26 protein-coding genes are annotated in these 19,860 nt (G+C 64.1%); 12 read left to right on the top strand and 14 right to left on the bottom strand.

The window, feature by feature from the left end; genetic code table 11:
* Positions 1-32: 32 nt before the first annotated feature.
* From pnp to truB, 3 genes are all read right to left on the bottom strand, one after another.
* Positions 33-2,315, bottom strand: coding sequence for a polyribonucleotide nucleotidyltransferase (gene pnp, locus I603_RS05170; protein WP_068862825.1), 2,283 nt, complete (start codon positions 2,313-2,315; stop codon positions 33-35).
* A 175-nt stretch (positions 2,316-2,490) separates the two neighbouring features.
* Positions 2,491-2,760 (bottom strand): 30S ribosomal protein S15, encoded by a 270-nt coding sequence (gene rpsO / locus I603_RS05165; RefSeq protein WP_068862823.1) that lies wholly within the window; start codon positions 2,758-2,760, stop codon positions 2,491-2,493.
* A gap of 13 nt (positions 2,761-2,773) precedes the next feature.
* Positions 2,774-3,790 carry a tRNA pseudouridine(55) synthase TruB gene (gene truB, locus I603_RS05160; protein WP_232305252.1) on the bottom strand — a complete coding sequence of 339 codons (1,017 nt, stop codon included), beginning with the start codon at positions 3,788-3,790 and terminating at the stop codon, positions 2,774-2,776.
* 48 nt (positions 3,791-3,838) lie between these two features.
* Here truB and glpD point away from each other — a divergent pair, with 48 nt between their 5' ends.
* Entirely contained in the window at positions 3,839-5,383 is a 1,545-nt protein-coding gene (glpD, locus tag I603_RS05155) for a glycerol-3-phosphate dehydrogenase (RefSeq protein ID WP_068862819.1), read from the top strand.
* Here the strand turns inward: glpD and I603_RS05150 are convergent.
* Together I603_RS05150 and I603_RS05145 are read right to left on the bottom strand one after the other, a co-directional pair.
* Positions 5,341-6,066, bottom strand: coding sequence for a site-2 protease family protein (locus I603_RS05150; protein WP_068862816.1), 726 nt, complete (start codon positions 6,064-6,066; stop codon positions 5,341-5,343). The two genes, glpD and I603_RS05150, sit on opposite strands and share 43 nt — an antisense overlap.
* Before the next feature lie 53 nt (positions 6,067-6,119).
* Positions 6,120-6,695 (bottom strand): thymidine kinase, encoded by a 576-nt coding sequence (locus I603_RS05145; protein ID WP_068862814.1) that lies wholly within the window; start codon positions 6,693-6,695, stop codon positions 6,120-6,122.
* An 81-nt stretch (positions 6,696-6,776) separates the two neighbouring features.
* On the opposite strand from I603_RS05145, the gene I603_RS05140 reads away from it, so the two are divergent.
* Complete coding sequence (locus tag I603_RS05140) at positions 6,777-7,358, top strand: YceI family protein (protein WP_068862813.1); 582 nt, start codon at positions 6,777-6,779, stop codon at positions 7,356-7,358.
* Positions 7,359-7,361: 3 nt separating this feature from the next.
* Here I603_RS05140 and rbfA read toward each other — a convergent pair whose 3' ends face one another.
* From rbfA to pspF, 9 genes are all read right to left on the bottom strand, one after another.
* Entirely contained in the window at positions 7,362-7,778 is a 417-nt protein-coding gene (gene rbfA / locus I603_RS05135) for a 30S ribosome-binding factor RbfA (protein ID WP_068862812.1), read from the bottom strand.
* The gene (locus I603_RS05130; RefSeq protein ID WP_068862810.1) at positions 7,778-8,224 is read right to left on the bottom strand and encodes a PaaI family thioesterase; all 447 of its coding nucleotides are present in this window, start codon (positions 8,222-8,224) and stop codon (positions 7,778-7,780) included. Before I603_RS05130 ends, rbfA begins: the two co-directional genes overlap by 1 nt.
* A 151-nt stretch (positions 8,225-8,375) precedes the next feature.
* Entirely contained in the window at positions 8,376-10,898 is a 2,523-nt protein-coding gene (infB, locus tag I603_RS05125; RefSeq protein WP_068862809.1) for a translation initiation factor IF-2, read from the bottom strand.
* Positions 10,899-10,907: 9 nt separating this feature from the next.
* Entirely contained in the window at positions 10,908-11,699 is a 792-nt protein-coding gene (locus tag I603_RS05120) for a DUF448 domain-containing protein (protein ID WP_084439861.1), read from the bottom strand.
* Positions 11,680-13,308 carry a transcription termination factor NusA gene (nusA, locus tag I603_RS05115; protein ID WP_068862807.1) on the bottom strand — a complete coding sequence of 543 codons (1,629 nt, stop codon included), beginning with the start codon at positions 13,306-13,308 and terminating at the stop codon, positions 11,680-11,682. The genes I603_RS05120 and nusA overlap by 20 nt, the downstream gene beginning before the upstream one ends.
* Entirely contained in the window at positions 13,308-13,871 is a 564-nt protein-coding gene (rimP, locus tag I603_RS05110) for a ribosome maturation protein RimP (RefSeq protein WP_068862805.1), read from the bottom strand. The genes nusA and rimP overlap by 1 nt, the downstream gene beginning before the upstream one ends.
* Before the next feature lie 148 nt (positions 13,872-14,019).
* Positions 14,020-14,427: a PilZ domain-containing protein gene (locus I603_RS05105; RefSeq protein WP_068862802.1), complete on the bottom strand. Its 408-nt coding sequence runs from the start codon at positions 14,425-14,427 to the stop codon at positions 14,020-14,022.
* A gap of 102 nt (positions 14,428-14,529) precedes the next feature.
* The gene (locus I603_RS05100; RefSeq protein WP_068862801.1) at positions 14,530-14,823 is read right to left on the bottom strand and encodes a hypothetical protein; all 294 of its coding nucleotides are present in this window, start codon (positions 14,821-14,823) and stop codon (positions 14,530-14,532) included.
* 64 nt (positions 14,824-14,887) lie between these two features.
* Positions 14,888-15,937, bottom strand: coding sequence for a phage shock protein operon transcriptional activator (gene pspF, locus I603_RS05095; protein WP_068862799.1), 1,050 nt, complete (start codon positions 15,935-15,937; stop codon positions 14,888-14,890).
* 159 nt (positions 15,938-16,096) lie between these two features.
* On the opposite strand from pspF, the gene I603_RS05090 reads away from it, so the two are divergent.
* Genes I603_RS05090 through I603_RS05045 form a run of 10 tightly spaced genes read left to right on the top strand, consistent with a single transcriptional unit; the run spans position 16,097 to position 19,824 of the window.
* Positions 16,097-16,282 carry a hypothetical protein gene (locus I603_RS05090; protein WP_068862798.1) on the top strand — a complete coding sequence of 62 codons (186 nt, stop codon included), beginning with the start codon at positions 16,097-16,099 and terminating at the stop codon, positions 16,280-16,282.
* A gap of 1 nt (position 16,283) precedes the next feature.
* The gene (gene pspA, locus I603_RS05085; RefSeq protein WP_407643893.1) at positions 16,284-17,249 is read left to right on the top strand and encodes a phage shock protein PspA; all 966 of its coding nucleotides are present in this window, start codon (positions 16,284-16,286) and stop codon (positions 17,247-17,249) included.
* Positions 17,250-17,252: 3 nt separating this feature from the next.
* The gene (gene pspB / locus I603_RS05080; protein WP_068862794.1) at positions 17,253-17,555 is read left to right on the top strand and encodes an envelope stress response membrane protein PspB; all 303 of its coding nucleotides are present in this window, start codon (positions 17,253-17,255) and stop codon (positions 17,553-17,555) included.
* Positions 17,552-17,929 (top strand): envelope stress response membrane protein PspC, encoded by a 378-nt coding sequence (gene pspC / locus I603_RS05075; RefSeq protein ID WP_068862792.1) that lies wholly within the window; start codon positions 17,552-17,554, stop codon positions 17,927-17,929. Before pspB ends, pspC begins: the two co-directional genes overlap by 4 nt.
* A 32-nt stretch (positions 17,930-17,961) precedes the next feature.
* Positions 17,962-18,273 carry a hypothetical protein gene (locus tag I603_RS05070; protein WP_068862789.1) on the top strand — a complete coding sequence of 104 codons (312 nt, stop codon included), beginning with the start codon at positions 17,962-17,964 and terminating at the stop codon, positions 18,271-18,273.
* The gene (locus tag I603_RS05065; protein WP_068862787.1) at positions 18,270-18,608 is read left to right on the top strand and encodes a hypothetical protein; all 339 of its coding nucleotides are present in this window, start codon (positions 18,270-18,272) and stop codon (positions 18,606-18,608) included. Before I603_RS05070 ends, I603_RS05065 begins: the two co-directional genes overlap by 4 nt.
* Entirely contained in the window at positions 18,608-18,928 is a 321-nt protein-coding gene (locus I603_RS05060) for a hypothetical protein (protein ID WP_068862785.1), read from the top strand. Before I603_RS05065 ends, I603_RS05060 begins: the two co-directional genes overlap by 1 nt.
* The gene (locus I603_RS05055; protein WP_068862782.1) at positions 18,925-19,179 is read left to right on the top strand and encodes a hypothetical protein; all 255 of its coding nucleotides are present in this window, start codon (positions 18,925-18,927) and stop codon (positions 19,177-19,179) included. The genes I603_RS05060 and I603_RS05055 overlap by 4 nt, the downstream gene beginning before the upstream one ends.
* A complete protein-coding gene (locus I603_RS05050; RefSeq protein WP_068862780.1) occupies positions 19,176-19,355 on the top strand; it encodes a hypothetical protein in 180 nt (59 codons plus the stop codon). Before I603_RS05055 ends, I603_RS05050 begins: the two co-directional genes overlap by 4 nt.
* Before the next feature lie 58 nt (positions 19,356-19,413).
* On the top strand, positions 19,414-19,824 hold the full coding sequence (locus tag I603_RS05045; protein ID WP_068862779.1) for a SufE family protein: 411 nt from the start codon (positions 19,414-19,416) through the stop codon (positions 19,822-19,824).
* The last annotated feature ends 36 nt before the right edge of the window (positions 19,825-19,860 follow it).

Genomic DNA, 19,860 nt, shown 5'->3' with positions numbered 1-19,860 from the left:
CCGGCGGGCTGTTTGTTCGGTCTCGCGGACGGTTAGTCCTTCAGGAAGTCCGGCAGACCCGCCGGGCCGCTATCGCGATCACGCCCGCCGCGGTCGCCGCCACGGTCGCGACCACCACGATCGCCGCCGCGCCCACCCTTTGGCCCGCGACGGTCGCCGCGATCGCCACGATCACCGCGCGGTTCACGCGGTTCGCGCGGCGGACGGGTGTCTTCCAGCTCTTCGCCGGTTTCCTGGTCGACCACGCGCATCGACAGGCGGACCTTGCCGCGCTGGTCGATCTCGAGCACCTTGACCTTCACCTCCATGCCTTCGGAGACAACATCGGTCGGCTTTTCGACACGCTCGTTCTTCATTTCGCTGACGTGGACGAGGCCGTCCTTGCCGCCCATGAAGTTCACGAACGCGCCGAAATCGACAATGTTGACAACCTTGCCGGTGTAGATCTTGCCGACTTCCGGTTCCTCGACGATTCCGAGGATCCAGTTCTTCGCCGCTTCGATCTCGTCGAGGTTGGAAGACGAGATCTTGATCACGCCTTCATCGTCGATGTCGACCTTGGCGCCGGTTTCGGCGACGATCTCGCGGATCACCTTGCCGCCGGTACCGATGACGTCACGGATCTTCGACTTGTCGATCTGGATCGTCTCGATGCGCGGGGCGTGCTTGCTGACTTCGGTGCGGGCACCGGTCAGCGCCTTGGCCATCTCGCCAAGGATGTGCTGGCGGCCGGCCTTGGCCTGCTCCAGCGCCTTGGCCATGATTTCCTGGGTGATGCCGGCAACCTTGATGTCCATCTGCATCGTGGTGATGCCTTCGGCGGTCCCGGCAACCTTGAAGTCCATGTCGCCGAGGTGGTCTTCATCGCCCAGAATGTCCGAGAGGACGGCGAATTCGTCACCTTCGAGGATCAGGCCCATGGCGATGCCCGACACAGGAGCCTTCACCGGCACACCAGCATCCATCATCGACAGACAGCCGCCGCACACGGTCGCCATCGAGGACGAGCCGTTCGACTCGGTGATGTCCGACAGCACGCGGATGGTGTAGGGGAAGTCTTCCTTGCTCGGCAGCACGGGGTTGAGCGCGCGCCAGGCGAGCTTGCCGTGGCCGACTTCGCGGCGACCCGGCGCTCCGAAGCGGCCCACTTCACCGACCGAATAGGGCGGGAAGTTGTAGTGCAGCATGAAGCTGGAATAGCTCAGGCCTTCCAGACCATCGATCATCTGCTCGGAATCCTTAGTGCCGAGCGTGGTGGTGCAGATCGCCTGGGTTTCGCCGCGCGTGAACAGCGACGAGCCATGGGTGCGCGGCAGGAAGCCGACGATCGCTTCGATCGGGCGGACCTGATCGAGCTTGCGGCCGTCGATGCGCGAACCTTCCTTGAGGATGGCGGTGCGCACGATGTCGGCTTCCACCTTCTTCATGGTCTTGATCGCGACCATCTGGGTCTGGGGGGTTTCGTCGGCAAATGCCGCCTTGGCCTTGGCCCGCGCCTCGTTCAGCGCGTTCGAACGCGCCGACTTGTCGGTGAGCTTGTAAGCCGCAGCGATATCGGCACCGACCAGCTCCTTGAGCTTCGCTTTGATGTCGGCGGTGTTGTCGGAAACGTCGATGTCCCACGGATCCTTGGCAGCCTTTTCGGCGAGGTCCACGATCGCGCCGATGACCTTGCGGATCTCGTCATGCGCGAACATCACCGCGCCGAGCATTTCATCCTCGGTCAGTTCCTTGGCTTCGGATTCGACCATCATCACCGCCTTGTCGGTGGCGGCAACGACGAGGTCGAGACGGCCTTCGGCGAGCGCCTTGTCCTGCTTCGGATTGAGCGTGTATTCGCCATCGACATAACCGACGCGCGCGGCGCCGATCGGGCCCATGAAGGGCACGCCCGAAATCGTCAGCGCCGCCGAAGCCGCGATCATGGCAAGGATATCGGCTTCGGTCTCGCCGTCGAACGACAGAACCTGACAGATAACATTGATTTCGTTGTAGAAGCCTTCGGGGAACAGCGGACGGATCGGACGGTCGATCAGGCGGCTGGTGAGCGTTTCCTTTTCGGTCGCGCCGCGTTCACGCTTGAAGAAGCCGCCCGGGATGCGCCCGGCAGCGGAGAACTTTTCCTGGTAGTGGACGGTGAGCGGGAAGAAGTCCTGGCCTTCCTTGACGCTCTTGGCGGCGGTGACAGCGCACAGCACGACGGTTTCGCCATAGGTCGCCAGCACGGCCCCATCGGCCTGACGGGCAATACGCCCGGTTTCCAGAGTGAGGGTCTTTCCGCCCCACTCCAGCGATACGGTTTTCGTGTCGAACATGGATTTTCCTTCTGACCCGCGCGGCCACATTGCCGGGCGGGGCCTCTTGTGCCGGGGAAAGAACCGTCCCGGTCCGGTGCGGGGCGCTGATTTGGCCCCAAGGCAGCGAGCCGGATGCCCGCTAGCCCCAAATGCAAGAAAGGCGGCCCCTAGAGCCGCCCTTCCCGCTAAACTCTTACTTACGCAGACCCAGCTTCTGGATCAGCGCGTTGTAGCGCTCGACATCCTTCTTCTTGAGGTAGGCGAGCAGCGTGCGGCGCTTGTTGACCATCATCAGCAGGCCGCGACGCGAGTGGTTGTCCTTGTGGTGATCCTTGAAGTGCTCGGTCAGGTTGCGGATGCGCTCGGTGAGGATCGCGACCTGGACTTCGGGGCTGCCGGTGTCCTTGGGATCACGGGCGTTATCGGAAATGATTTCCTGCTTCTTTTCGGCGGTCACCGACATGTGTTGTGTCTTTCTACTCAGCGACATCGGGAAGGTTAAAGCCCCTGACGACCTTCGCCGTCCCATCCGTGATTTCCATCAGCGCGACCGGGACATCGCCCAGTTTCGCCAGATAGAGCCCGGATGATTGGGGCATGCCAGACAGCACCCGGCCCTGTCGGACCGCCTGCGCGCTTGTCTGGTCGAGGGAAAGGGCCGGGATGTCGTCCAGCCCTGCCTCCAGCGGCAGGATTAGGTGTTCAAGGCTCGCGCCCTTAGCGGTTTCCTCCAGTTTGTCCAGCGAAATCGCCTGTTCCTGAAGGAACGGACCGGCCTTGATGCGACGCAGATAGGTAATGTGGCCGACTGTGCCGAGCGCATGGGCAATGTCACGGGCAAGGCTGCGGATATAGGTGCCTTTGGAGACATGCGCGAGGAGTGTAACGCTTTCGGCCAATTCTAGCGGGGCGGCAGGATCATAGGGATCAGGCCGGCCTGCAGTGGTCTGGAAGGCGGATTCAATCGGCTCCCTGCCAGGATTGCCGCCGGCAAGTTCAAGCGAATGGATCGTCACCGCGCGCTCCGCGAGTTCCACCTCCTCACCTGCCCTTGCCAGCTCGTACGCGCGTTTGCCGTCGACCTTGAGCGCGGAGTACGCGGGCGGCAATTGGCGGATCGGGCCGGTAAAATGGTCAAGCACCGCCGCCACCGCTGCCAGCGGCGGGAAGCGGTCGGAGCGTGCCACCACCGCACCTTCTGCATCAAGCGTGTCGGTCTCCTCGCCGAAGCTGATCGTGAAGGCGTAGATCTTGCTTGCATCCAGCATTCGACCGGCGAGCTTGGTCGCCTCGCCCAGCGCAATCGGAAGCACGCCTTCAGCGAGCGGATCAAGCGTCCCGCCATGGCCGACCTTGGTCTTGGCATAGCCGCCTTGCCGCAGTGCGCGCTTGACCGCTCCGACCGCCTGGGTGGAGCCGAGACCGCGCGGCTTGTCGAGGATCAGCCAGCCGCTAAGTGGCGTGCGGGGGGAGGATTGCAAAGGCTCGTTCACCTCGCCCCCCTAGCCAAGCCGCGCGCAAAAGGCCAAGTTTCGTAACGCATGGACATTACCGGGCCCCAAGAATTCGATCTGCTGGTTATCGGCGGCGGCATCAACGGTGCTGGCATCGCGCGCGATGCGGCCGGGCGCGGGTTGTCTGTATGCCTCGTCGAGAAAGACGATCTTGCGGGAGCGACCTCTTCCGCCTCGACGAAGCTGGTCCACGGTGGCCTGCGCTACCTTGAGCACTACGAATTCCGTCTGGTGCGCGAGAGCCTGATCGAGCGCGAGCGGCTGTTGGCCATCGCTCCGCATATCATCTGGCCGCTGCGCTTTGTGCTGCCGCATGATGCAGGCCTCAGGCCCAAGTGGCTGTTGCGGCTCGGCCTGTTCCTCTATGACCATATCGGCGGGCGCAAGCTGCTGCCGCCGGCGCGCGGTGTCGATCTGACCCGTCCGCCCCATGCCGGGGTACTGGAGGAGCGGCTGACGCGCGGCTTCGAATATTCCGATTGCTGGGTCGAGGACGCAAGGCTGGTGGTGCTCAACGCCATGGACGCGGCCGAGCGCGGAGCGGACATCCGCACCCGCACCGAATGCACCGGGCTGAAACGCGCTCGCGAGGGCTGGCATGCGCGGCTTAAGGGGCCGACCGGCGAGCAGAGCGTGACCGCGCGGATAGTGGTCAATGCCGCAGGCCCTTGGGTCGATCAGGTGCTCGCCCGCGCCATGCCGGGGCGCAACGCCGCGCACCTGCGGCTGGTCAAGGGTAGCCACCTCGTCTTCCCGCGGCTCTACGAGGGCGAACATTGCTACATCTTCCAGAACCGCGACGGGCGCATCGTCTTTGCCATTCCCTATGAAGGCGAATTCACACTGGTTGGCACGACCGATGTCGCTTTCCAGGGCGATCCGGCGGGCATCGCCATCAGCCCGGAGGAAGCGGATTACATCTGCAATGCGGTGAACGAATATCTTGCCGCCGATGTCTCGCCCGATCAGGCCGTATGGTCCTATGCCGGGGTGCGCCCGCTCTATGACGACCAGTCGGCCAGCAACTCGACCGTCACGCGCGATTACGTCTTCGAGCTCGACCGCGGCCCCGACGGCCAGCAGCCGGCGCTGCTGTCGATCTTCGGCGGCAAGATCACGACCTATCGCAAGCTTGCCGAACACGCGCTGGAAAAGCTGGCTATCGGCGGGCGATCGTGGACAGCGCAAGCCCCGCTGCCCGGCGGCGATGTTCCTGCGCTCGATTTCGAAGGCTTTGTCGCCGCGCAAGCCGCGATCCGGCCATGGCTGCCCGGATCCATGCTGCGCCGCCTCGCCCGCGCCTATGGCACACGGATGACACAGGTGCTGGGGGATGCACGCACCCTCGAGGACCTCGGCCAGCATTTCGGGGGCGAACTGACAGCCGCAGAGGTGATCTACCTTGTCCGCCACGAATTCGCCCGCAGCGCCGAGGATGTCTTGTGGCGGCGTTCAAAGCTGGGGCTGCATATGAGCGCCGACGAGCGCGCCGCCCTCGCCCACTGGTTCGCGCGGGCCCGGGTAGAAGATCAGGCGATCAGCGCCGCGATCGAGTCCGCCAGCGCCAGGTAGAACCCCATCGCATAGCCGACCGGCGGCATCAGCACCTCTCCGAGCCAGCTGGTCCCGAACACCCAACTGGCCGCGATCAGACCGACCAGCAGCACCATGCCGATGCCCTGCAACCGCTCCCAACCAGCCCGTAACCGCGCCGGCAGCAACCCGCCAACGATGTGAGACCCGTCGAACGGCGGGATCGGCAGGAGATTGAACAGTCCGAGGAAGATGTTGACCAGGATGAAGTAGAACAGCCCCGTCGCAAGCCACAGCGGCTCGCCCGACTGGCCGACCAGCAGCGCAGCCCCTGCCTCGGAATCGCCGCCAAAGCCGATGCCAACCGGCATGGTCAGCCCAAGCAGCACCGCACCAAGGCCTGCGAGCACGAAATTGCTGCCTGGTCCGGCCGCCGCGACCGCCATCATCCCGAACCGCGGATTGTCGAGCCGCCATTTATTGACCGGCACCGGCTTGGCCCAGCCGAACACCGGCCCGCCCAGAAGTGCCAGTGCGCCGGGGACAAGCAGCGTGCCGACAGGGTCGACATGGCGTAGCGGATTGAGCGTCAGCCTCCCGCGTTCGGATGCTGTGGGATCACCCAGGAGTTTGGCGGCGTAGCCATGCGCGACCTCGTGAAACACGATCGCGATCACCAGCGCGGGGATCAGCACAAGGGCAAGAGCGAAGGTTTCAGTCATTGCCGTTCAGATAGGAGGCCTGCGCGTCGAAAACCATAGGCAGGCCAGCGCCCTCATGCGCGCAGGGCCTGCGAGAAGTGCTTGCGGCATAGCGCGACATAGCGATCATTGCCGCCGATCTCGGTCTGCGCGCCCTGTTTCACCGCCGCCCCGCCTTCATCGACGCGCAGGTTCATGGTGGCCTTGCGGCCGCAATGGCACACGGCTTTCAACTCCACCAGCGCATCGGCGATGCCCAGAAGCACCGCGGAACCCGGGAAGAGCTCACCCTGGAAATCGGTTCGCAAACCATAGCAAAGCACCGGTATGCCAGCCTCGTCCGCCAGCCGGGCAAGCTGCCAGACCTGCTTCGGACCGAGGAACTGGGCCTCGTCCACGAGAACGCAGTCGAACGGCGTTGCAGCGTGCGCTGCGCTGACATCCGCCCAAAGATCGGTATCGGGGTGGAAGCGATGCGCTGCGCTCTCCAGGCCAATGCGGCTCTTGACCAACCCGCCCGAACGGCTGTCGAGGGCGGCGGTCCACAACATGGTACGCATGCCCCGCTCGCGGTAATTGAAGTCGGCCTGCAAAAGGTGCGATGATTTGCCGGCATTCATGCTGGCATAGTAGAAATAGAGCTTGGCCATCGCGTCTGCCTACCCGTTCGGCGTGATCCCCGCGAGACGATGATTGAACCTTTTGCCCATCTCGTGCGTATTGTCTGTGTGATGAACGACCGAAACACCCTTGCCCGCTTCGTGTTGCTGCCGCTGCTGGCGCTGTTCGCGCTGGCGAACATCGGTGCGCCGCAACGCTACACGCTCGACGCATCGGCGAGCAATGTATCAGCCAAGGTTCCCTTTTTCGGCCTTGCCAGCAAGACCGCGAACTTTCCCAAGATGCAAGGCGCGGTCACCATCGTACCAGGCGCACCCGAACGCGCGGTGATCGACGTGACTTTCGATGCGACCGCGATCGAGGCGCCCGACGCAGTAACGCTCAAGCGGCTGCGCGGGGAAAAATTCTTCTGGGTCGAGAAATATCCCGCGATCCGCTTCGTGGGGCGCTCGCTCGACCTTACCAGCCCGACCCGTGGCACGGTGCAGGGCGAGTTGACCGCGCGCGGTGTGACCCGACCGGCAACACTTGACGTGACCTTTGCAGCCGATCCGGTTGCGCTCGCGGGCAAGCCGGTCAGTTTCACCGGCACCACAACGATCGACCGGCGACAATTCGGGATGAAAAGCTACCAGCTGATTGTCGGCAACAAGGTCGACATTACGCTGCGGGCGCGAATGGTCCCCCGCTAGAACCTATTCTTCCTCGTCCCCGTCGAGATCGCGCGCCACCTTGGGATCGCGCAGCAGCGCTTCGATCCGGTCGGCCTCGGCAAAGCTTTCGTCCTTGCGGAACTTGAGCTTGGGCGCGAACTTCAGGCCCAGCCGCTGGGCGACCTCGCGCTGGAGGAAGGCGGTGTTCTGCCGCAGCGCATGGACAACATCATCGTCCGAGACTTTCGGGCCCGCCCCGAGCAGCGCCTTCACATAGGCGGTCGCATGGCGCAGATCGGGGGTCATGCGCACTTCCGTCACCGAAATATGCGCGGCGCTGACGATATCGTCATGCACCTCGCCCCGCGCGAGCAGTTCGGACAGGATATGCCGTACCCGCTCGCCGACCTTGAGGACCCGCACCGATTGCTGCTCGGCGGTGAAAGGCTGGCGCGCCATCAGACGCCCATACCCGTGTCGGTCGGTGTCGGGCGCGGCGTCGGCAGAGCGGTCGAGGTCGAGCGGGCGTAGATCGTACCGTCCTCGGCAAGGAGCTCGCCTTCGAGGAACACCACGCGCCGCCCGGCCTTCACCACCCGGCCCTTGCCGATAATGGTCGCTCCATCAGGGATCAGGCGGATCAGGGTCATGGAAATGTCGAGGTTGAGCGGCGCCAGTTCGCCCCCGGTCGCCGCGACAAAGGCATAGCCCATCACATCGTCGAGATAGCCCGCGATCAGCCCGCCCTGCACGCCGCCACGCCAAGTGGTCATCTCGCGCTTCACGGTAAAGCGCATGGTGGCCGTCTGGGTCGCCTCGTCGAAGCTGACAAACTCGGAGCCGAGCAGCGCCGTGTGCGGCGACTGCCCGGCATCGTCTGAGTAGTGCGGATCAGAGAAACTCACAGCCCCACCCCGGTGCCCCAGAGCACAAAAAGGCCGAACAAGAGCATGACCAAAGCGACCGGTGCCAAGCCGACCGCGACAGCATATCTAGGCCACTTGTTTGGTCTATAAGGCATGCAAACTCCGCGCCGGAAGTCGGGAACGCGACGGACTACAGCGTCCGCTCACGCTCCTCGACCGAGAAGACTTCGAGCATGTCGCCCGGCTTGATGTCGTTGGTGTCTTCCAGCACCACGCCGCATTCGAGCCCGGCGCGCACTTCGTCGACATCGTCCTTGAAGCGACGGAGCGAGGCGATCTTGGTGGCCGACACGATAACGTCCTGACGGGTAAGACGCGCGAACAGACCCTTGCGGATCGCGCCTTCCAGCACCAGCAAACCTGCCGCCTTGTCCTTCTTGCCCGCAGGGAACACCTGCTTGACCTCGGCGCGGCCCACGACAGTTTCGATCCGCTCCGGCCCGAGCTCGCCGGCCATTTCCTTGGCGACTTCCTCGGTGAGGTGATAGATGACATCGTAATACATCATCCGAACCCCGTCGCGCTTCACGAGGTCCCGCGCTTTGGCATTGGGACGCACGTTGAAGCCGATGATCGGTGCCTTGGAGGCCGCCGCCAGCAGCACATCGCTCTCGGTGATCGCACCCACGCCTGCGTTGAGCACGCGCACCTTGATTTCGTCGTTCGACAGATTGTGGAGCGCGTTCACGATCGCTTCGACCGAGCCCTGCACGTCGGCCTTCACGACCACCGGATATTCGATGACGTTGGAGGCCAGGTTGTTGAACATGGTATCGAAATTGGTGGGCGCCAGCGCGGTGCGCTTTTCGGTAGCCTTTTCCTGACGATACTTGGCGACTTCGCGGGCGCGCTGTTCGCTCTCGACGACGGTGAGGTTATCGCCCGCCGAAGGCACTCCGCCCAGGCCCAGCACCTCGACCGGCATCGAAGGACCGGCTTCCTTGAGCTGTTGTCCCTTGTCATCGATGATCGCGCGCACGCGGCCCGACTGGGTGCCAACCACAAAGTTGTCACCGCGCTTCAGCGTCCCACGGGTGACCAGCACGGTCGCCACGGGCCCACGACCCTTGTCGAGCTGGGCTTCGATCACGGTGGCATCGGCATCGCGATCGGGGCGAGCCTTCAGTTCGAGCAATTCGGCCTGAAGGTTGATTGCCTCGATCAGCTTGTCGAGCCCCGCGCCGGTCTTGGCCGAGAGTTCGACATCCTGCACATCACCGCTCATCGCCTCGACGATAACGTCGTGCTCGAGCAGACGCTCGCGCACCTTCTGCGGATTGGCTTCGGGCTTGTCGCACTTGTTGATCGCCACGATCATGGGGACGCCTGCGGCCTTGGTGTGATTGATGGCCTCGATCGTCTGCGGCATGATACCGTCGTCGGCAGCGACGACCAGGATCACGATGTCGGTCACGTTAGCACCCCGCGCGCGCATTTCGGTGAAGGCGGCGTGGCCCGGGGTGTCGAGGAAGGTGATCTTCTGCTTGTCCTTGGTGGTGATCTGGTAGGCGCCGATGTGCTGGGTGATACCGCCAGCCTCGCCCTTGACCACATCTGTCCCGCGCAGCGCATCCAGCAGGCTGGTCTTGCCGTGATCGACGTGACCCATGATCGTCACCACCGGCGGACGCGGACGCAGGGTCTCTTCCGGATCCATGTCCTCGCTGGTGTCGATATCGACGTCGCTTTCGGAAACGCGGGTGATATTGTGGCCGAATTCCTCGACCAGCAACTCGGCGGTATCCTGGTCGATGGTCTGGTTGACGGTGACCATCATTCCCATAGAAAACAGCGCCTTGACCAGATCCGCGCCCTTTTCGGCCATGCGGTTCGCCAGTTCCTGCACCGTGATCGCTTCGGGCACGACAACGTCGCGCACCTGCTTTTCGCGCGGTTTGGACGAGCCGCCGCCCTGCAGGCGACGCTCCTTCTCGCGGGCACGCTTGAGGGCGGCGAGGCTGCGCGCGCGGCGGCCCTCGTCCTCGTTCAGCGCGCGGGTGACGGTCAGCTTGCCCGAACGGCGCTTGTCCTTGTCGCCGTCGATCGGTGCGGCGCGTTTGTCTTCCTTCTTCTTCTTCTCAGGGCGCTTGGGTTCGGGGCGCTCGACCGGCGTGAACTTGCGCGCTGCGGGTGCGGCCTCCTGACGCGCAGCCGGAGCGGCAGGGGTCTCCGCCTCGACCGGTTCCGCGACCGGCGCTTCGGCATCCGTCGGAGCGCTCGCAGCTGCCTCTGCACGCTGCCGCTCGGCCTCTTCCTCGGCCTTGCGGTTTTCCTCGGCGCGACGACGCTCGTCCTCCTCGCGCTCGCGGGCTTCGGCCTCCTCGCGCTTGCGCGCTTCCTCTGCCATCCGCAGCCGCTCTTCCTCAGCCTCGAGCTGGAGCCGCTTGACGCGCTCCTGCGGGGTTTCGCCAGCAGGCGCCGGCTTGGCAGGACGCGACGCCGGCTTTGGGGCAGCCGCGACCGGCGGCGGGGGCGGCGGAGGCGGCGGCGGCGGAGCAGCCTCGCTGCCCGGCTTGAGCACACGGCGGCGCTTCACCTCGACCACCACCTTGTTGGTGCGGCCGTGGCTGAAGGTCTGCTTGACCTCGCCCGCATCGACCGACCGTTTGAGGCCAAGGGGTTTGCGCGGGCGCTGGTTGTTGTCGTCGCTCATTATCGCTCGTCAATCCTTCACGTATTCATCATGTGTCGAACGGCCAGCCTGAGGCCGATCGCCGTGGCCGGGCACATCCCGACCGTGGTTGTTCACCAAGTCCGCGGTCGCATCGGCCGGATCGCCGAAGACAAAACGCGATAGCCGAAAGACCGCCTGCAGCACCCGCGCCGCAGCGCGCATGTCGCCGGAATGGCCGGCAACGCCGAGGTGAACCACATTGTCGCGGCCCAATGCCACAGACAATGCATTGCGGTCCAGAGGCAAGACCAGCCCGCGCTCCCCCGATCCTTCCGCTTCGCGCCCCACGCGCCAAGCCTGGTCCAGCTTGCGCCGCCCGTCCTCGCTGGAATCGCTGGCATGGAGCAAGGCCGCAAGCCGTCCGGCGCGGGCCTGTTCCTCGATCCGGGCGGAGCCAAGCACGATATTGCCCGAACGCAGTTCCAGCCCAAGCCGGTCGGCCAGGTGGCGTGCCAGCGCAGCTTCGACACGCGCGGCCAGATCATCGGGAATGGTGAGAGGCGCACCCTTGAAGGCGCGCATCAACGCCCGCTTGAGATGGCCCTCCGCCAGCGCGGTTTCAAGCGCTGCGCGGCTGACGCCGATCCACGCGCCGCGCCCCGGCGCCTTGCCGGCCGGATCGGGCAGCACCAGACCGTCAGGTGCAATCGCCAGCCGCACGAGCGCTTCGCGCGGGGCATTGTCGCCGGACAGAATGCAGCGCCGTTCGCTCCCGGAAGTGGCCGGAAGAGGGGCTTCAACGATGTCGGACGTCAGGCGCTCATTGGGTGGAGTCCGCATCGGCGGCCTCCTCGGTCGGCTCGTCCTCGAACCAGTGTGCGCGAGCAGCCATGATGATCTCGTTGCCCTGCTCTTCGGAAAGGCCGTATTCGCCCAGCACCCCGCCCTTGTCGCCTTCGCGCTGCGGACGCCGCATCGGCGGACCGTCAGCGGTATTGCGACGCCGCGGCGCCTCGCGCTTCTTGGCGATCAGTTCGTCGGTGGCGAGATCGGCGAGATCATCGAGCGTCTTGATCCCGGCCTTGCCAAGCGTGACCAGCATTTCCTCGGAGAGGTGCGGGATATCGGCCAGCGCATCCTCGACCCCGAGCGCGCGGCGCTGTTCGCGGAACGCGGCATCGCGGCGCTCGAGCGCTTCGATCGCGCGGCTCTGGAGTTCCTCGGCCAGTTCCTCGTCGAAGCCTTCGATGCTGGCGAGTTCGGCTAGATCGACATAGGCCACTTCCTCCAGCTCGGCGAAGCCTTCGGCCACCAGCAGCTGCGAGAGGGTTTCGTCGACGTCGAGCTCTTCCTCGAACATCTTCGAACGCTCGGCGAATTCCTTCGAGCGCTTCTCCGAGGCTTCTTCCTCGGTCATGATGTCGATCTGGTGGCCGGTGAGCTGGCTCGCCAGCCGCACGTTCTGGCCGCGGCGGCCGATCGCAAGGCTGAGCTGCTCGTCGGGGACCACCACTTCGATGCGGCCGTCATCCTCGTCGAGCACCACGCGGCTGACGGTAGCGGGCTGGAGCGCGTTGACGACGAAGGTCGCGGTGTCTTCCGACCAGGGGATGATGTCGATCTTCTCGCCCTGCAATTCCTGCACCACTGCCTGAACGCGGCTACCCTTCATGCCGACGCAGGCGCCAACCGGATCGATGCTGGAATCATGGCTGATCACGCCGATCTTGGCGCGACTGCCCGGGTCGCGGGCAGCGGCCTTGATCTCGATGATGCCATCATAGATTTCGGGAACTTCCTGTGCGAACAGCTTCTTCATGAAATCCGGGTGCGCGCGGGACAGGAAGATCTGCGGGCCGCGGTTGTTGCGTTCGACCTTGGTGATCAGCGCACGCACGCGCTCGCCCACACGGGCGGCCTCGCGCGGGATCTGCTGGTCGCGGCGGATGACGCCCTCGGCGCGGCCGAGATTGACGATCACGTGGCCGAATTCGACCGACTTGATCACGCCGGTGATGATCTCGCCTGCGCGGTCCTTGAATTCCTCGAACTGGCGCTCGCGCTCGGCATCACGGACCTTCTGGAAGATCACCTGCTTGGCCGACTGGGCGTCGATGCGGCCGAGATCGACCGGGGGCAGCGGATCGACGATAAAATCGCCGACCTTGGCACCGGGCTGGAGCTTTTCGGCCTGCTTCAAATCGACCTGCTTGAAGTAGTCCTCGACCTCCTCGACCACTTCTACCACGCGCCACAGCGTCAGATCGCCGGTCAGCGGATCGAGCTTGGCACGGATATCGTTTTCCGCGCCGTAGCGGTTGCGCGCAGATTTCTGGATCGCCTCTTCCATCGCCTCGATGACGATCGACTTGTCGATCATCTTTTCCGAGGCGACCGCGTTGGCAATCGCGAGGAGTTCGGCCTTGTTGGCGGAAATGGCACTGGCCATCAGTCGTCTGCCTTTTCTTCTTCTTCGATGAGTTCGTCGGCGCCGCTGGCATCCAGCGGACGGGTGGCGGCGATCAGCGCGTCGGTGAGGACGAGCCTGGCCGAATGAATCTGGTCGAGCGGCAGGCGCACATCGCCCGCCTTGGCGTCGGTGAGAAGCACCATACCCCCTTCGAGCCCATGGAGCAGTCCCTTATTGACGCGCTGACCTTCAAAGCCCTTGAGCATGACAATCCGAGCCTCGTGTCCGGCCCAGTTGGTAAAGTCTTTCTCGCGGGTCAGCGGGCGGTCGATGCCGGGGGAGGAGACTTCGAGATGGTAAGCGCCCTCGACCAGCACCTCGCCCGCTTCTTCGGCTGCGTCGATCACATCCGAGACACGGCGCGAGAGCGCGGCGCATTGATCGATTACCAGCTGTCCCGTGGCCGGATCCTCGGCCATGATTTGTAGCGCCATGCCGCCATCACCCGCCTCCGAAGGCAGCATCGCCACGCGCACGAGGTCGAAACCGAGCGCGGTAGCCTCGGGTTCGATCAATGCAGTCAGGCGCGCGATATCGGCCATCGGGTCTCCAGCAGGGTGGCATCATTGCAACGCGGTTCGGGCCGGCCCCGTGCGGCGCCAGCATCCAAACCTTGTCACGACAATGTCGGGATGGCGGTCAATTAGGCGCGTCGGCGCGATTTGGCAAGAGCCCAGCGCACGGCTTGCCTCACAGGTGGCCTTCCCCCCTGACCCAGCGCCGCACCTGATCGCGAAAGGCTTCGTGTTGGCGCTGCTCGTATGTCTCGGCATGGTGCCGCACCATCAGCACTTGGTCGCCTGACAGAGGTTGGTCGAATAGCAAGCCATTGACGCCGCCACCTTGCCCACGATGGCGCCGGACGACTTCGGCAAAGATGTCGAGCCGGGCAATCTCGAGATAAAGCAGGGTGCCCGGTGCAAGAGGGCCCTCCATCCCGATCCGCGCTCCGGTACACGACAGGTCGAGCAGCACGCAGCCGGTATTGCGTTGCGTGGTGCGCAGCCTTGCCGGAATGGCCAGCCGCAGGCGCGCGGCTGCGCGCCGTCCGATCGGCGGGAGTATCGACTGTTCGCAAGAGAAGCCAGAATGGGGCATCGCCGCGCAATCTGCGCTCGCGTGGTAAAGCGCCGCGAAACCGCGCTCTAAGGATTACTACTGCCCCAGAATCATTACCGCATTGAAGCGGGAGAATAGAGCCTAATCACCCCAGCCATCATCCACGCCGTCTTGACCGGTCGCAACGGTTGTGGCGTCGTAGCTCCAGCCGTCCTTTGCCATATCCTCGGCAAAGCGCGCTTTCTGTCGCGCCTCGATCGCCTTGCTCCCAACTCGCTCAGCACTTCCGGCGAAGGAATCGGCAGCCTTGGGAGCAACGTAAGAGACGCCTGCAGAGAACATCAGCCCCAAGCCCATGATCGCCAGAACAATCAGGCCGATGATGATTCGAACCCCGTTGATGAGGTTCTCGAAAAGCTCGATAAACGCGCGCATGGAAACGTCTCGGGTGCAGCAGGGCGGATAGGATGCGCGATAACCGCAAATCCTTATCAAGCGGTTAGGCTCCGTTCGCTTCCTGCCCCTCCATCAATCCGTGCTTGCGGATCGCGTGGCGCAGCTGGTCATAGGTAAGGCCCAGCGCCCTCGCGGTCTGGCGCTGGTTCCAGCGATGCTTGCCCAGCGCATGTTCAAGGATCGCGCGTTCGTGCGCATCAACCGCCGCGCGCAGATCGTCGATGGCATCCAGATCTTGGGGAGTCTGGACCGCCGGCGCGGCAGCGGCCGGCTTTGCCACACCGGGAGCGCTGCCGCGATGAGCGGGCGGACGCGGGCGCCAGGGGCTGTCGAAGGGATCGAACTGGACATGCGCTATCGGATCTTCAGGATCAGCCCAACGATAAACCGCGCGCTCGATCACGTTGCGCAGCTCGCGGACATTGCCCGGCCAGTCGTAGTTCTCCAGCTGTTCCATGACATGCGGCGCGAACCCGGGCCAGCCGTGCCAGTCGAGCTCGGCAGCCATGCGACGGCCGAAATATTCCGCCAGAACGCCAATGTCGCCCTCGCGCACCCGCAAGGGCGGAAGGGTTATGACCTCGAAGCTCAGTCGGTCGAGCAGGTCAGCGCGGAATTCGCCGCTTGTGGCAAGGGCGGGCAGATCGTCATTGGTGGCAGCGACAATGCGCACATCGACCCGGATGGGCCGCGAGGCGCCGATGCGTGTGACCTCGCCATATTCGACCGCTCGCAGCAGCCGCTCCTGCGCGCCCATCGAAAGCGTGCCCAGTTCGTCAAGGAACAGCGTACCGCGATCGGCCTCCTCGAAGCGGCCGGCACGCGCCTTGGTGGCCCCGGTGAAGGCCCCTGCCTCGTGGCCGAACAATTCTGCCTCGATCAAGGTTTCGGGCAGGGCTGCGCAGTTCATGGTAACGAGCGGCTCGTCCCATCGACTGGACAATCTGTGGAGGCGCTCAGCGATCAGTTCCTTGCCTGTCCCGCGTTCGCCGATGACCAGTACCGGGCGGTTCATCGCCGCCGCTCGGCTGGCACGCTCGACGGCATCAAGAAAGGCCCCCGACTGGCCGATGAACTGACTCTCGCGCTCCATGACCAATCTATAGGGAAATTTCCCAATGCTTGGCAATAGAGGCCAATGGAGCTTACATGAAAATATCTTAAAATATTGATTTACTTGTTATTTCCGAATTTGGCACAGTGATTGCATCTTGAGGGACAACACCACTCAGACCACTTGGGGAGGCCCAAAATGATCAACCGCAAAACCGCCGAAGGCACCTTCTGGAGCACCAAGCTCGGGCAGGCCGCGATGGCCAGTATCGCCGCGATGGTGATGATGATCGCTCTGTCGTCGCAGATCCAGCCCGGCCCCGCCAGCGCGGCCCCGCTCTCTCACCCCGCTGCCGAAAGCGGCGCAATGATCGAGATCGCCTGATATGGGCAGCCCCCGTGATCCCCTTGGGCCGGAGCGTAGTGTCCCCCCCGCAGATGCTGCCGGTGACGCACGCCCCACCCGCGTCGACCTGAGCAGCGACGCTCCGGCCCAACCCTCCCGTACGACTGCCACAGGGCGGCTGTCGCGGCTCGACGAGGAAATCGAAGCCTTGCGCCGCAGCCCCACCCCGACGCAGTCTCGCGCCCGCACCAATGGTGCCGATGGCCCCCGAGTCGCCGACCGGGACCGCGTCACCGCCTTTCTCGATGGAGTAGCCTTCATGGGCATTTTCAGCCGCACCCGCGACATCATTGCCGCCAATTTCAACGACATGCTCGACAAGGCCGATGATCCGGCCAAGATGATCCGGATGATCATCCTCGAAATGGAGGAAACCCTGGTCGAAGTCCGGGCCAGCGCGGCACGCACCATCGCCGACCAGAAAGAAATGCACCGCCACTGCGTGAAGCTCGACAAGCTTCAGGCCGACTGGGCCGAGAAGGCGCAGCTTGCCCTGTCGAAGGATCGCGAGGATCTCGCCCGCGCCGCGCTGGTCGAAAAGAAGAAGGCCGGTGACATGGCCGACCAGCTCAAGACCGAGATCGCCGTGCTCGACGATGCGCTGCGCGCCTATGAGGACGACATCCAGAAGTTGCAGCACCGCCTGCGCGAGGCGCGCAGCCGCCAGACCGCGATCGCCGCGCGCCTCGAAAGCGCCGAGAACCGGGTCAAGCTGCGCACCCTGATGAGCACCGAGCGCACCGACGAAGCGCTGGCCCGCTTCGACCAGCTCGAACGCCGCGTCGACTATGCCGAGGGCCGCGCCGACGCCTTGCAGATTGCAGAAGACAAGACCCCGTCGCTCGCCGATGAAATTGCAGCCCTCGCCGGTTCGGACGCGATCGACGACGAACTGGCCGCCATGAAGAAGGCGCTCGGCAAGAGCGAAGAAAGCAAAGGGGAATAAGCCATGGACGCCGCCGTATTCTTCATCCCGCTCTTCCTGATGTGCACGATCTGGGTGATCCTCCACTACGTCACCAAGTGGAAGACGGCCCCGACCATCACCGCCGATGACGAGGTGCTGCTGGAGGAGCTCTACAACCTCGCCAAGCGGCTCGATCAGCGGATGGATACGGTCGAGCGCCTCGTGGCCGCTGATGATCCGGAATTCACCCCCGCCCGCCGCCTGATCGCCGACCAGGAGAAGGACAACCAGCAGCTGCGCGAACTCGAACAGCTGATTGCCGAGAAGAAAGGAACCCGCTCGTGAACAGCCCCCGCACCACGCTTTACCGCGACAAGCACAATGGCAAGCTGATGGGCGTCTGCGCCGGGATCGCCGACTATACCGGGATCAACGTATTCTGGGTGCGGCTCGCGGCGATCGCCTCGATCTTCATCACCGGCGGGCCTTCGGTCGTCGCCTATTTCATCGCCGGCTTCCTGCTCAACAAGAAGCCGCCCTATCTCTACCGCGACGAAAGCGAGCAGAAGTACTGGCAGGGCGTGCGGCAGAACCCGAAGCGCACCGCCCGCGAGATCCGCGCCGCCTTCCGCGATGTCGATCGTCGCCTGGCCGCAGTGGAAACGCACTACGTCAGCAGCAATCCGCGCCTGACCGCCGAAATCGAGCGGCTGCGCTGAGCGCCCGCATTACCTGACAGGGGAAGAATACAATGACAGGTGAAATGGCGTTGATGATCCCGATCCTGGGCATTCTGCTCGGCTTCTTCGGGGTCTGGACCAACCACAAGGAAAAGGTCGCCAAGCTGCAGAGCAAGGCGGTCGCTACCGAAACCGCCGAAAAGGCCGCGCAATATGCCTCGCATATCCAGCGGCTTGAAGACCGGGTGCAGGTGCTCGAACGCATCGTCACCGACCGCGGCTACGACATCGCAACACAGATCGAAGCACTGCGCGACCAGCGCCGGGTGGATGATCAGGGCAGCGGCGTGCCGCTCGGCCAGATCGAAAGGGAAAAGGCATGATCGAATCGCTGCTCACCACCGAATTGCTGATGGTCGTCGGCGTTGCAGGTGTCGCCGGATGGGTCTTCACCACCTGGCTGAGGGTCCGGCATGGCTACCCGCTCGAAGGCTCGTGGGGACAGACGCTCAAGCCGGTCACCGACAACGAGGCCAAGCACCGCGTCACCCTGCTGACTCAGGAAAACGCCGAATTGCGCGCTGAACTCGGGTCGATGAAGGACCGGCTTGCCAATGTCGAACGCATCGTCACCGATCGCGGCTATAACCTTGGCGCCGAGATCGACGCGCTCAGGGACCGTGCGCTTTCGAACCTCAAGGACAAGGGCGAGGCATAATGAGCTTCTGGACCGCCGCGGTCATCATCGTTGCCATCTGGGGTCTCGTCCAGATCTACACCCGTCGCCACGACCGCGAACTGGGCGTGACCCGCGACGAGGACGGCAACCCGGTCTTCGCCCCGCGTGACGACAGTCGCAGCGCCGCCGAACTGGATACGGCGCGGCGCGAACTCGATGATCTGCGCGAGCGGGTGAAAGTGCTCGAACGCATCGCCACGGATGGAAATACCAGCGATGCGCGCGAACGTGCCCGCATAGCCGCCGAGATCGAAGCCTTGCGGGCGCTGCCCGCCGGTAGAGAGGAGAAAAGCGAATGATCGATGTCTTGCTCGACCCGACACTGATCATGACCGGCGGTAGCCTGATCGGCCTTGTCGTAATCGCCGCCGCCTTGCTGCGCGGGTGGCAGGGCTGGCTTGAACTCAAGCGACTCGAACTTGAGCGCGCCGGCGCTGGCAATGCCCAAAGCGAGGACAATCCGGGCCTCGGCACCGCTCGGATCGAACTGGCCGATCTGAGGGAACGCATCCGCAAGCTTGAGGCGATCGCGAGCGGAGTGGAACTGTGAGCGGGCCGCGCAGCACCGCCGCGGCGCAAGCCGGGATCGGCTTCGGCAGCGCGCTCGCGATCGCGATCAGCTGGAGCGTCAACAAATCGATTTTGTGGGCGATCATCCATGGCTTCTTCGGCTGGTTCTACGTGATCTACTATGCCTTCACCCGCCCTGGTGGATTGATGGGATAGGCTGACACAAGGCTAAGACCCCTTTGCGTTTCGCGCTGCGCCTGCCTAAGGGGCGCTGATGCGCAGCCTATCCGACATTCTCGAAGAATATGAATTCCTCGAAGGCGACGAACGCTACGGCCTGCTGATCGAACTGGGTCGTGCGCTCGAGCCCATGCCCAACGCGCTGAAGACCGATGCGACCCTGGTGCGCGGCTGCTCGGCAGCGGTGTGGGTCTATCCGGCCGGCACCGACGCGGATCGGCTGCACTTCCTCGCCGACAGCAATGCCGCGATCACCAAGGGGATCGTCGCGCTGGTGATTGCCGCAGTGCAGGACAAGCCTGCGGAGGAAGTCGCACAGATGGACGTGATGGGCGCGCTCGCCCCGTTCGATCTCAAGAACCAGCTGTCGAGCAACCGCACGCAGGGCGTCCCCAACATGATCGCTTTGGTGAAAGAGCACGCCGCACGGCTGGCAGTGGACTGAACAGTCGCAAGAAAGCTTCTGGTCGTTTCCATTGGT

This window comes from Erythrobacter dokdonensis DSW-74 (assembly GCF_001677335.1).
GTDB classification, from domain to species: Bacteria; Pseudomonadota; Alphaproteobacteria; order Sphingomonadales; family Sphingomonadaceae; genus Erythrobacter; species Erythrobacter dokdonensis.
The sequence above is the reverse complement of the archived record's forward strand: the minus strand, read 5'-3'. Positions and strand labels throughout refer to the sequence as shown.

What these genes read in the sequence shown, in the direction of transcription:
- rimP (WP_068862805.1), bottom strand. Translation starts at nt 13,871, where the DNA reads ATGGCCGATATCGCGCGCCTGACTGCATTGATCGAACCCGAGGCTACC.
- rpsO (WP_068862823.1), bottom strand. Translation starts at nt 2,760, where the DNA reads ATGTCGGTGACCGCCGAAAAGAAGCAGGAAATCATTTCCGATAACGCC.
- pspA (WP_407643893.1), top strand. Translation starts at nt 16,284, where the DNA reads ATGGGCAGCCCCCGTGATCCCCTTGGGCCGGAGCGTAGTGTCCCCCCC.
- I603_RS05055 (WP_068862782.1), top strand. Translation starts at nt 18,925, where the DNA reads ATGATCGATGTCTTGCTCGACCCGACACTGATCATGACCGGCGGTAGC.
- I603_RS05140 (WP_068862813.1), top strand. Translation starts at nt 6,777, where the DNA reads ATGAACGACCGAAACACCCTTGCCCGCTTCGTGTTGCTGCCGCTGCTG.
- pspB (WP_068862794.1), top strand. Translation starts at nt 17,253, where the DNA reads ATGGACGCCGCCGTATTCTTCATCCCGCTCTTCCTGATGTGCACGATC.
- pspF (WP_068862799.1), bottom strand. Translation starts at nt 15,937, where the DNA reads ATGGAGCGCGAGAGTCAGTTCATCGGCCAGTCGGGGGCCTTTCTTGAT.
- I603_RS05065 (WP_068862787.1), top strand. Translation starts at nt 18,270, where the DNA reads ATGATCGAATCGCTGCTCACCACCGAATTGCTGATGGTCGTCGGCGTT.
- nusA (WP_068862807.1), bottom strand. Translation starts at nt 13,308, where the DNA reads ATGGCCAGTGCCATTTCCGCCAACAAGGCCGAACTCCTCGCGATTGCC.
- I603_RS05120 (WP_084439861.1), bottom strand. Translation starts at nt 11,699, where the DNA reads ATGCGGACTCCACCCAATGAGCGCCTGACGTCCGACATCGTTGAAGCC.
- I603_RS05090 (WP_068862798.1), top strand. Translation starts at nt 16,097, where the DNA reads ATGATCAACCGCAAAACCGCCGAAGGCACCTTCTGGAGCACCAAGCTC.
- pnp (WP_068862825.1), bottom strand. Translation starts at nt 2,315, where the DNA reads ATGTTCGACACGAAAACCGTATCGCTGGAGTGGGGCGGAAAGACCCTC.
- infB (WP_068862809.1), bottom strand. Translation starts at nt 10,898, where the DNA reads ATGAGCGACGACAACAACCAGCGCCCGCGCAAACCCCTTGGCCTCAAA.
- I603_RS05105 (WP_068862802.1), bottom strand. Translation starts at nt 14,427, where the DNA reads ATGCCCCATTCTGGCTTCTCTTGCGAACAGTCGATACTCCCGCCGATC.
- I603_RS05060 (WP_068862785.1), top strand. Translation starts at nt 18,608, where the DNA reads ATGAGCTTCTGGACCGCCGCGGTCATCATCGTTGCCATCTGGGGTCTC.
- I603_RS05150 (WP_068862816.1), bottom strand. Translation starts at nt 6,066, where the DNA reads ATGACTGAAACCTTCGCTCTTGCCCTTGTGCTGATCCCCGCGCTGGTG.
- I603_RS05145 (WP_068862814.1), bottom strand. Translation starts at nt 6,695, where the DNA reads ATGGCCAAGCTCTATTTCTACTATGCCAGCATGAATGCCGGCAAATCA.
- I603_RS05045 (WP_068862779.1), top strand. Translation starts at nt 19,414, where the DNA reads ATGCGCAGCCTATCCGACATTCTCGAAGAATATGAATTCCTCGAAGGC.
- rbfA (WP_068862812.1), bottom strand. Translation starts at nt 7,778, where the DNA reads ATGGCGCGCCAGCCTTTCACCGCCGAGCAGCAATCGGTGCGGGTCCTC.
- I603_RS05100 (WP_068862801.1), bottom strand. Translation starts at nt 14,823, where the DNA reads ATGCGCGCGTTTATCGAGCTTTTCGAGAACCTCATCAACGGGGTTCGA.
- glpD (WP_068862819.1), top strand. Translation starts at nt 3,839, where the DNA reads ATGGACATTACCGGGCCCCAAGAATTCGATCTGCTGGTTATCGGCGGC.
- I603_RS05070 (WP_068862789.1), top strand. Translation starts at nt 17,962, where the DNA reads ATGACAGGTGAAATGGCGTTGATGATCCCGATCCTGGGCATTCTGCTC.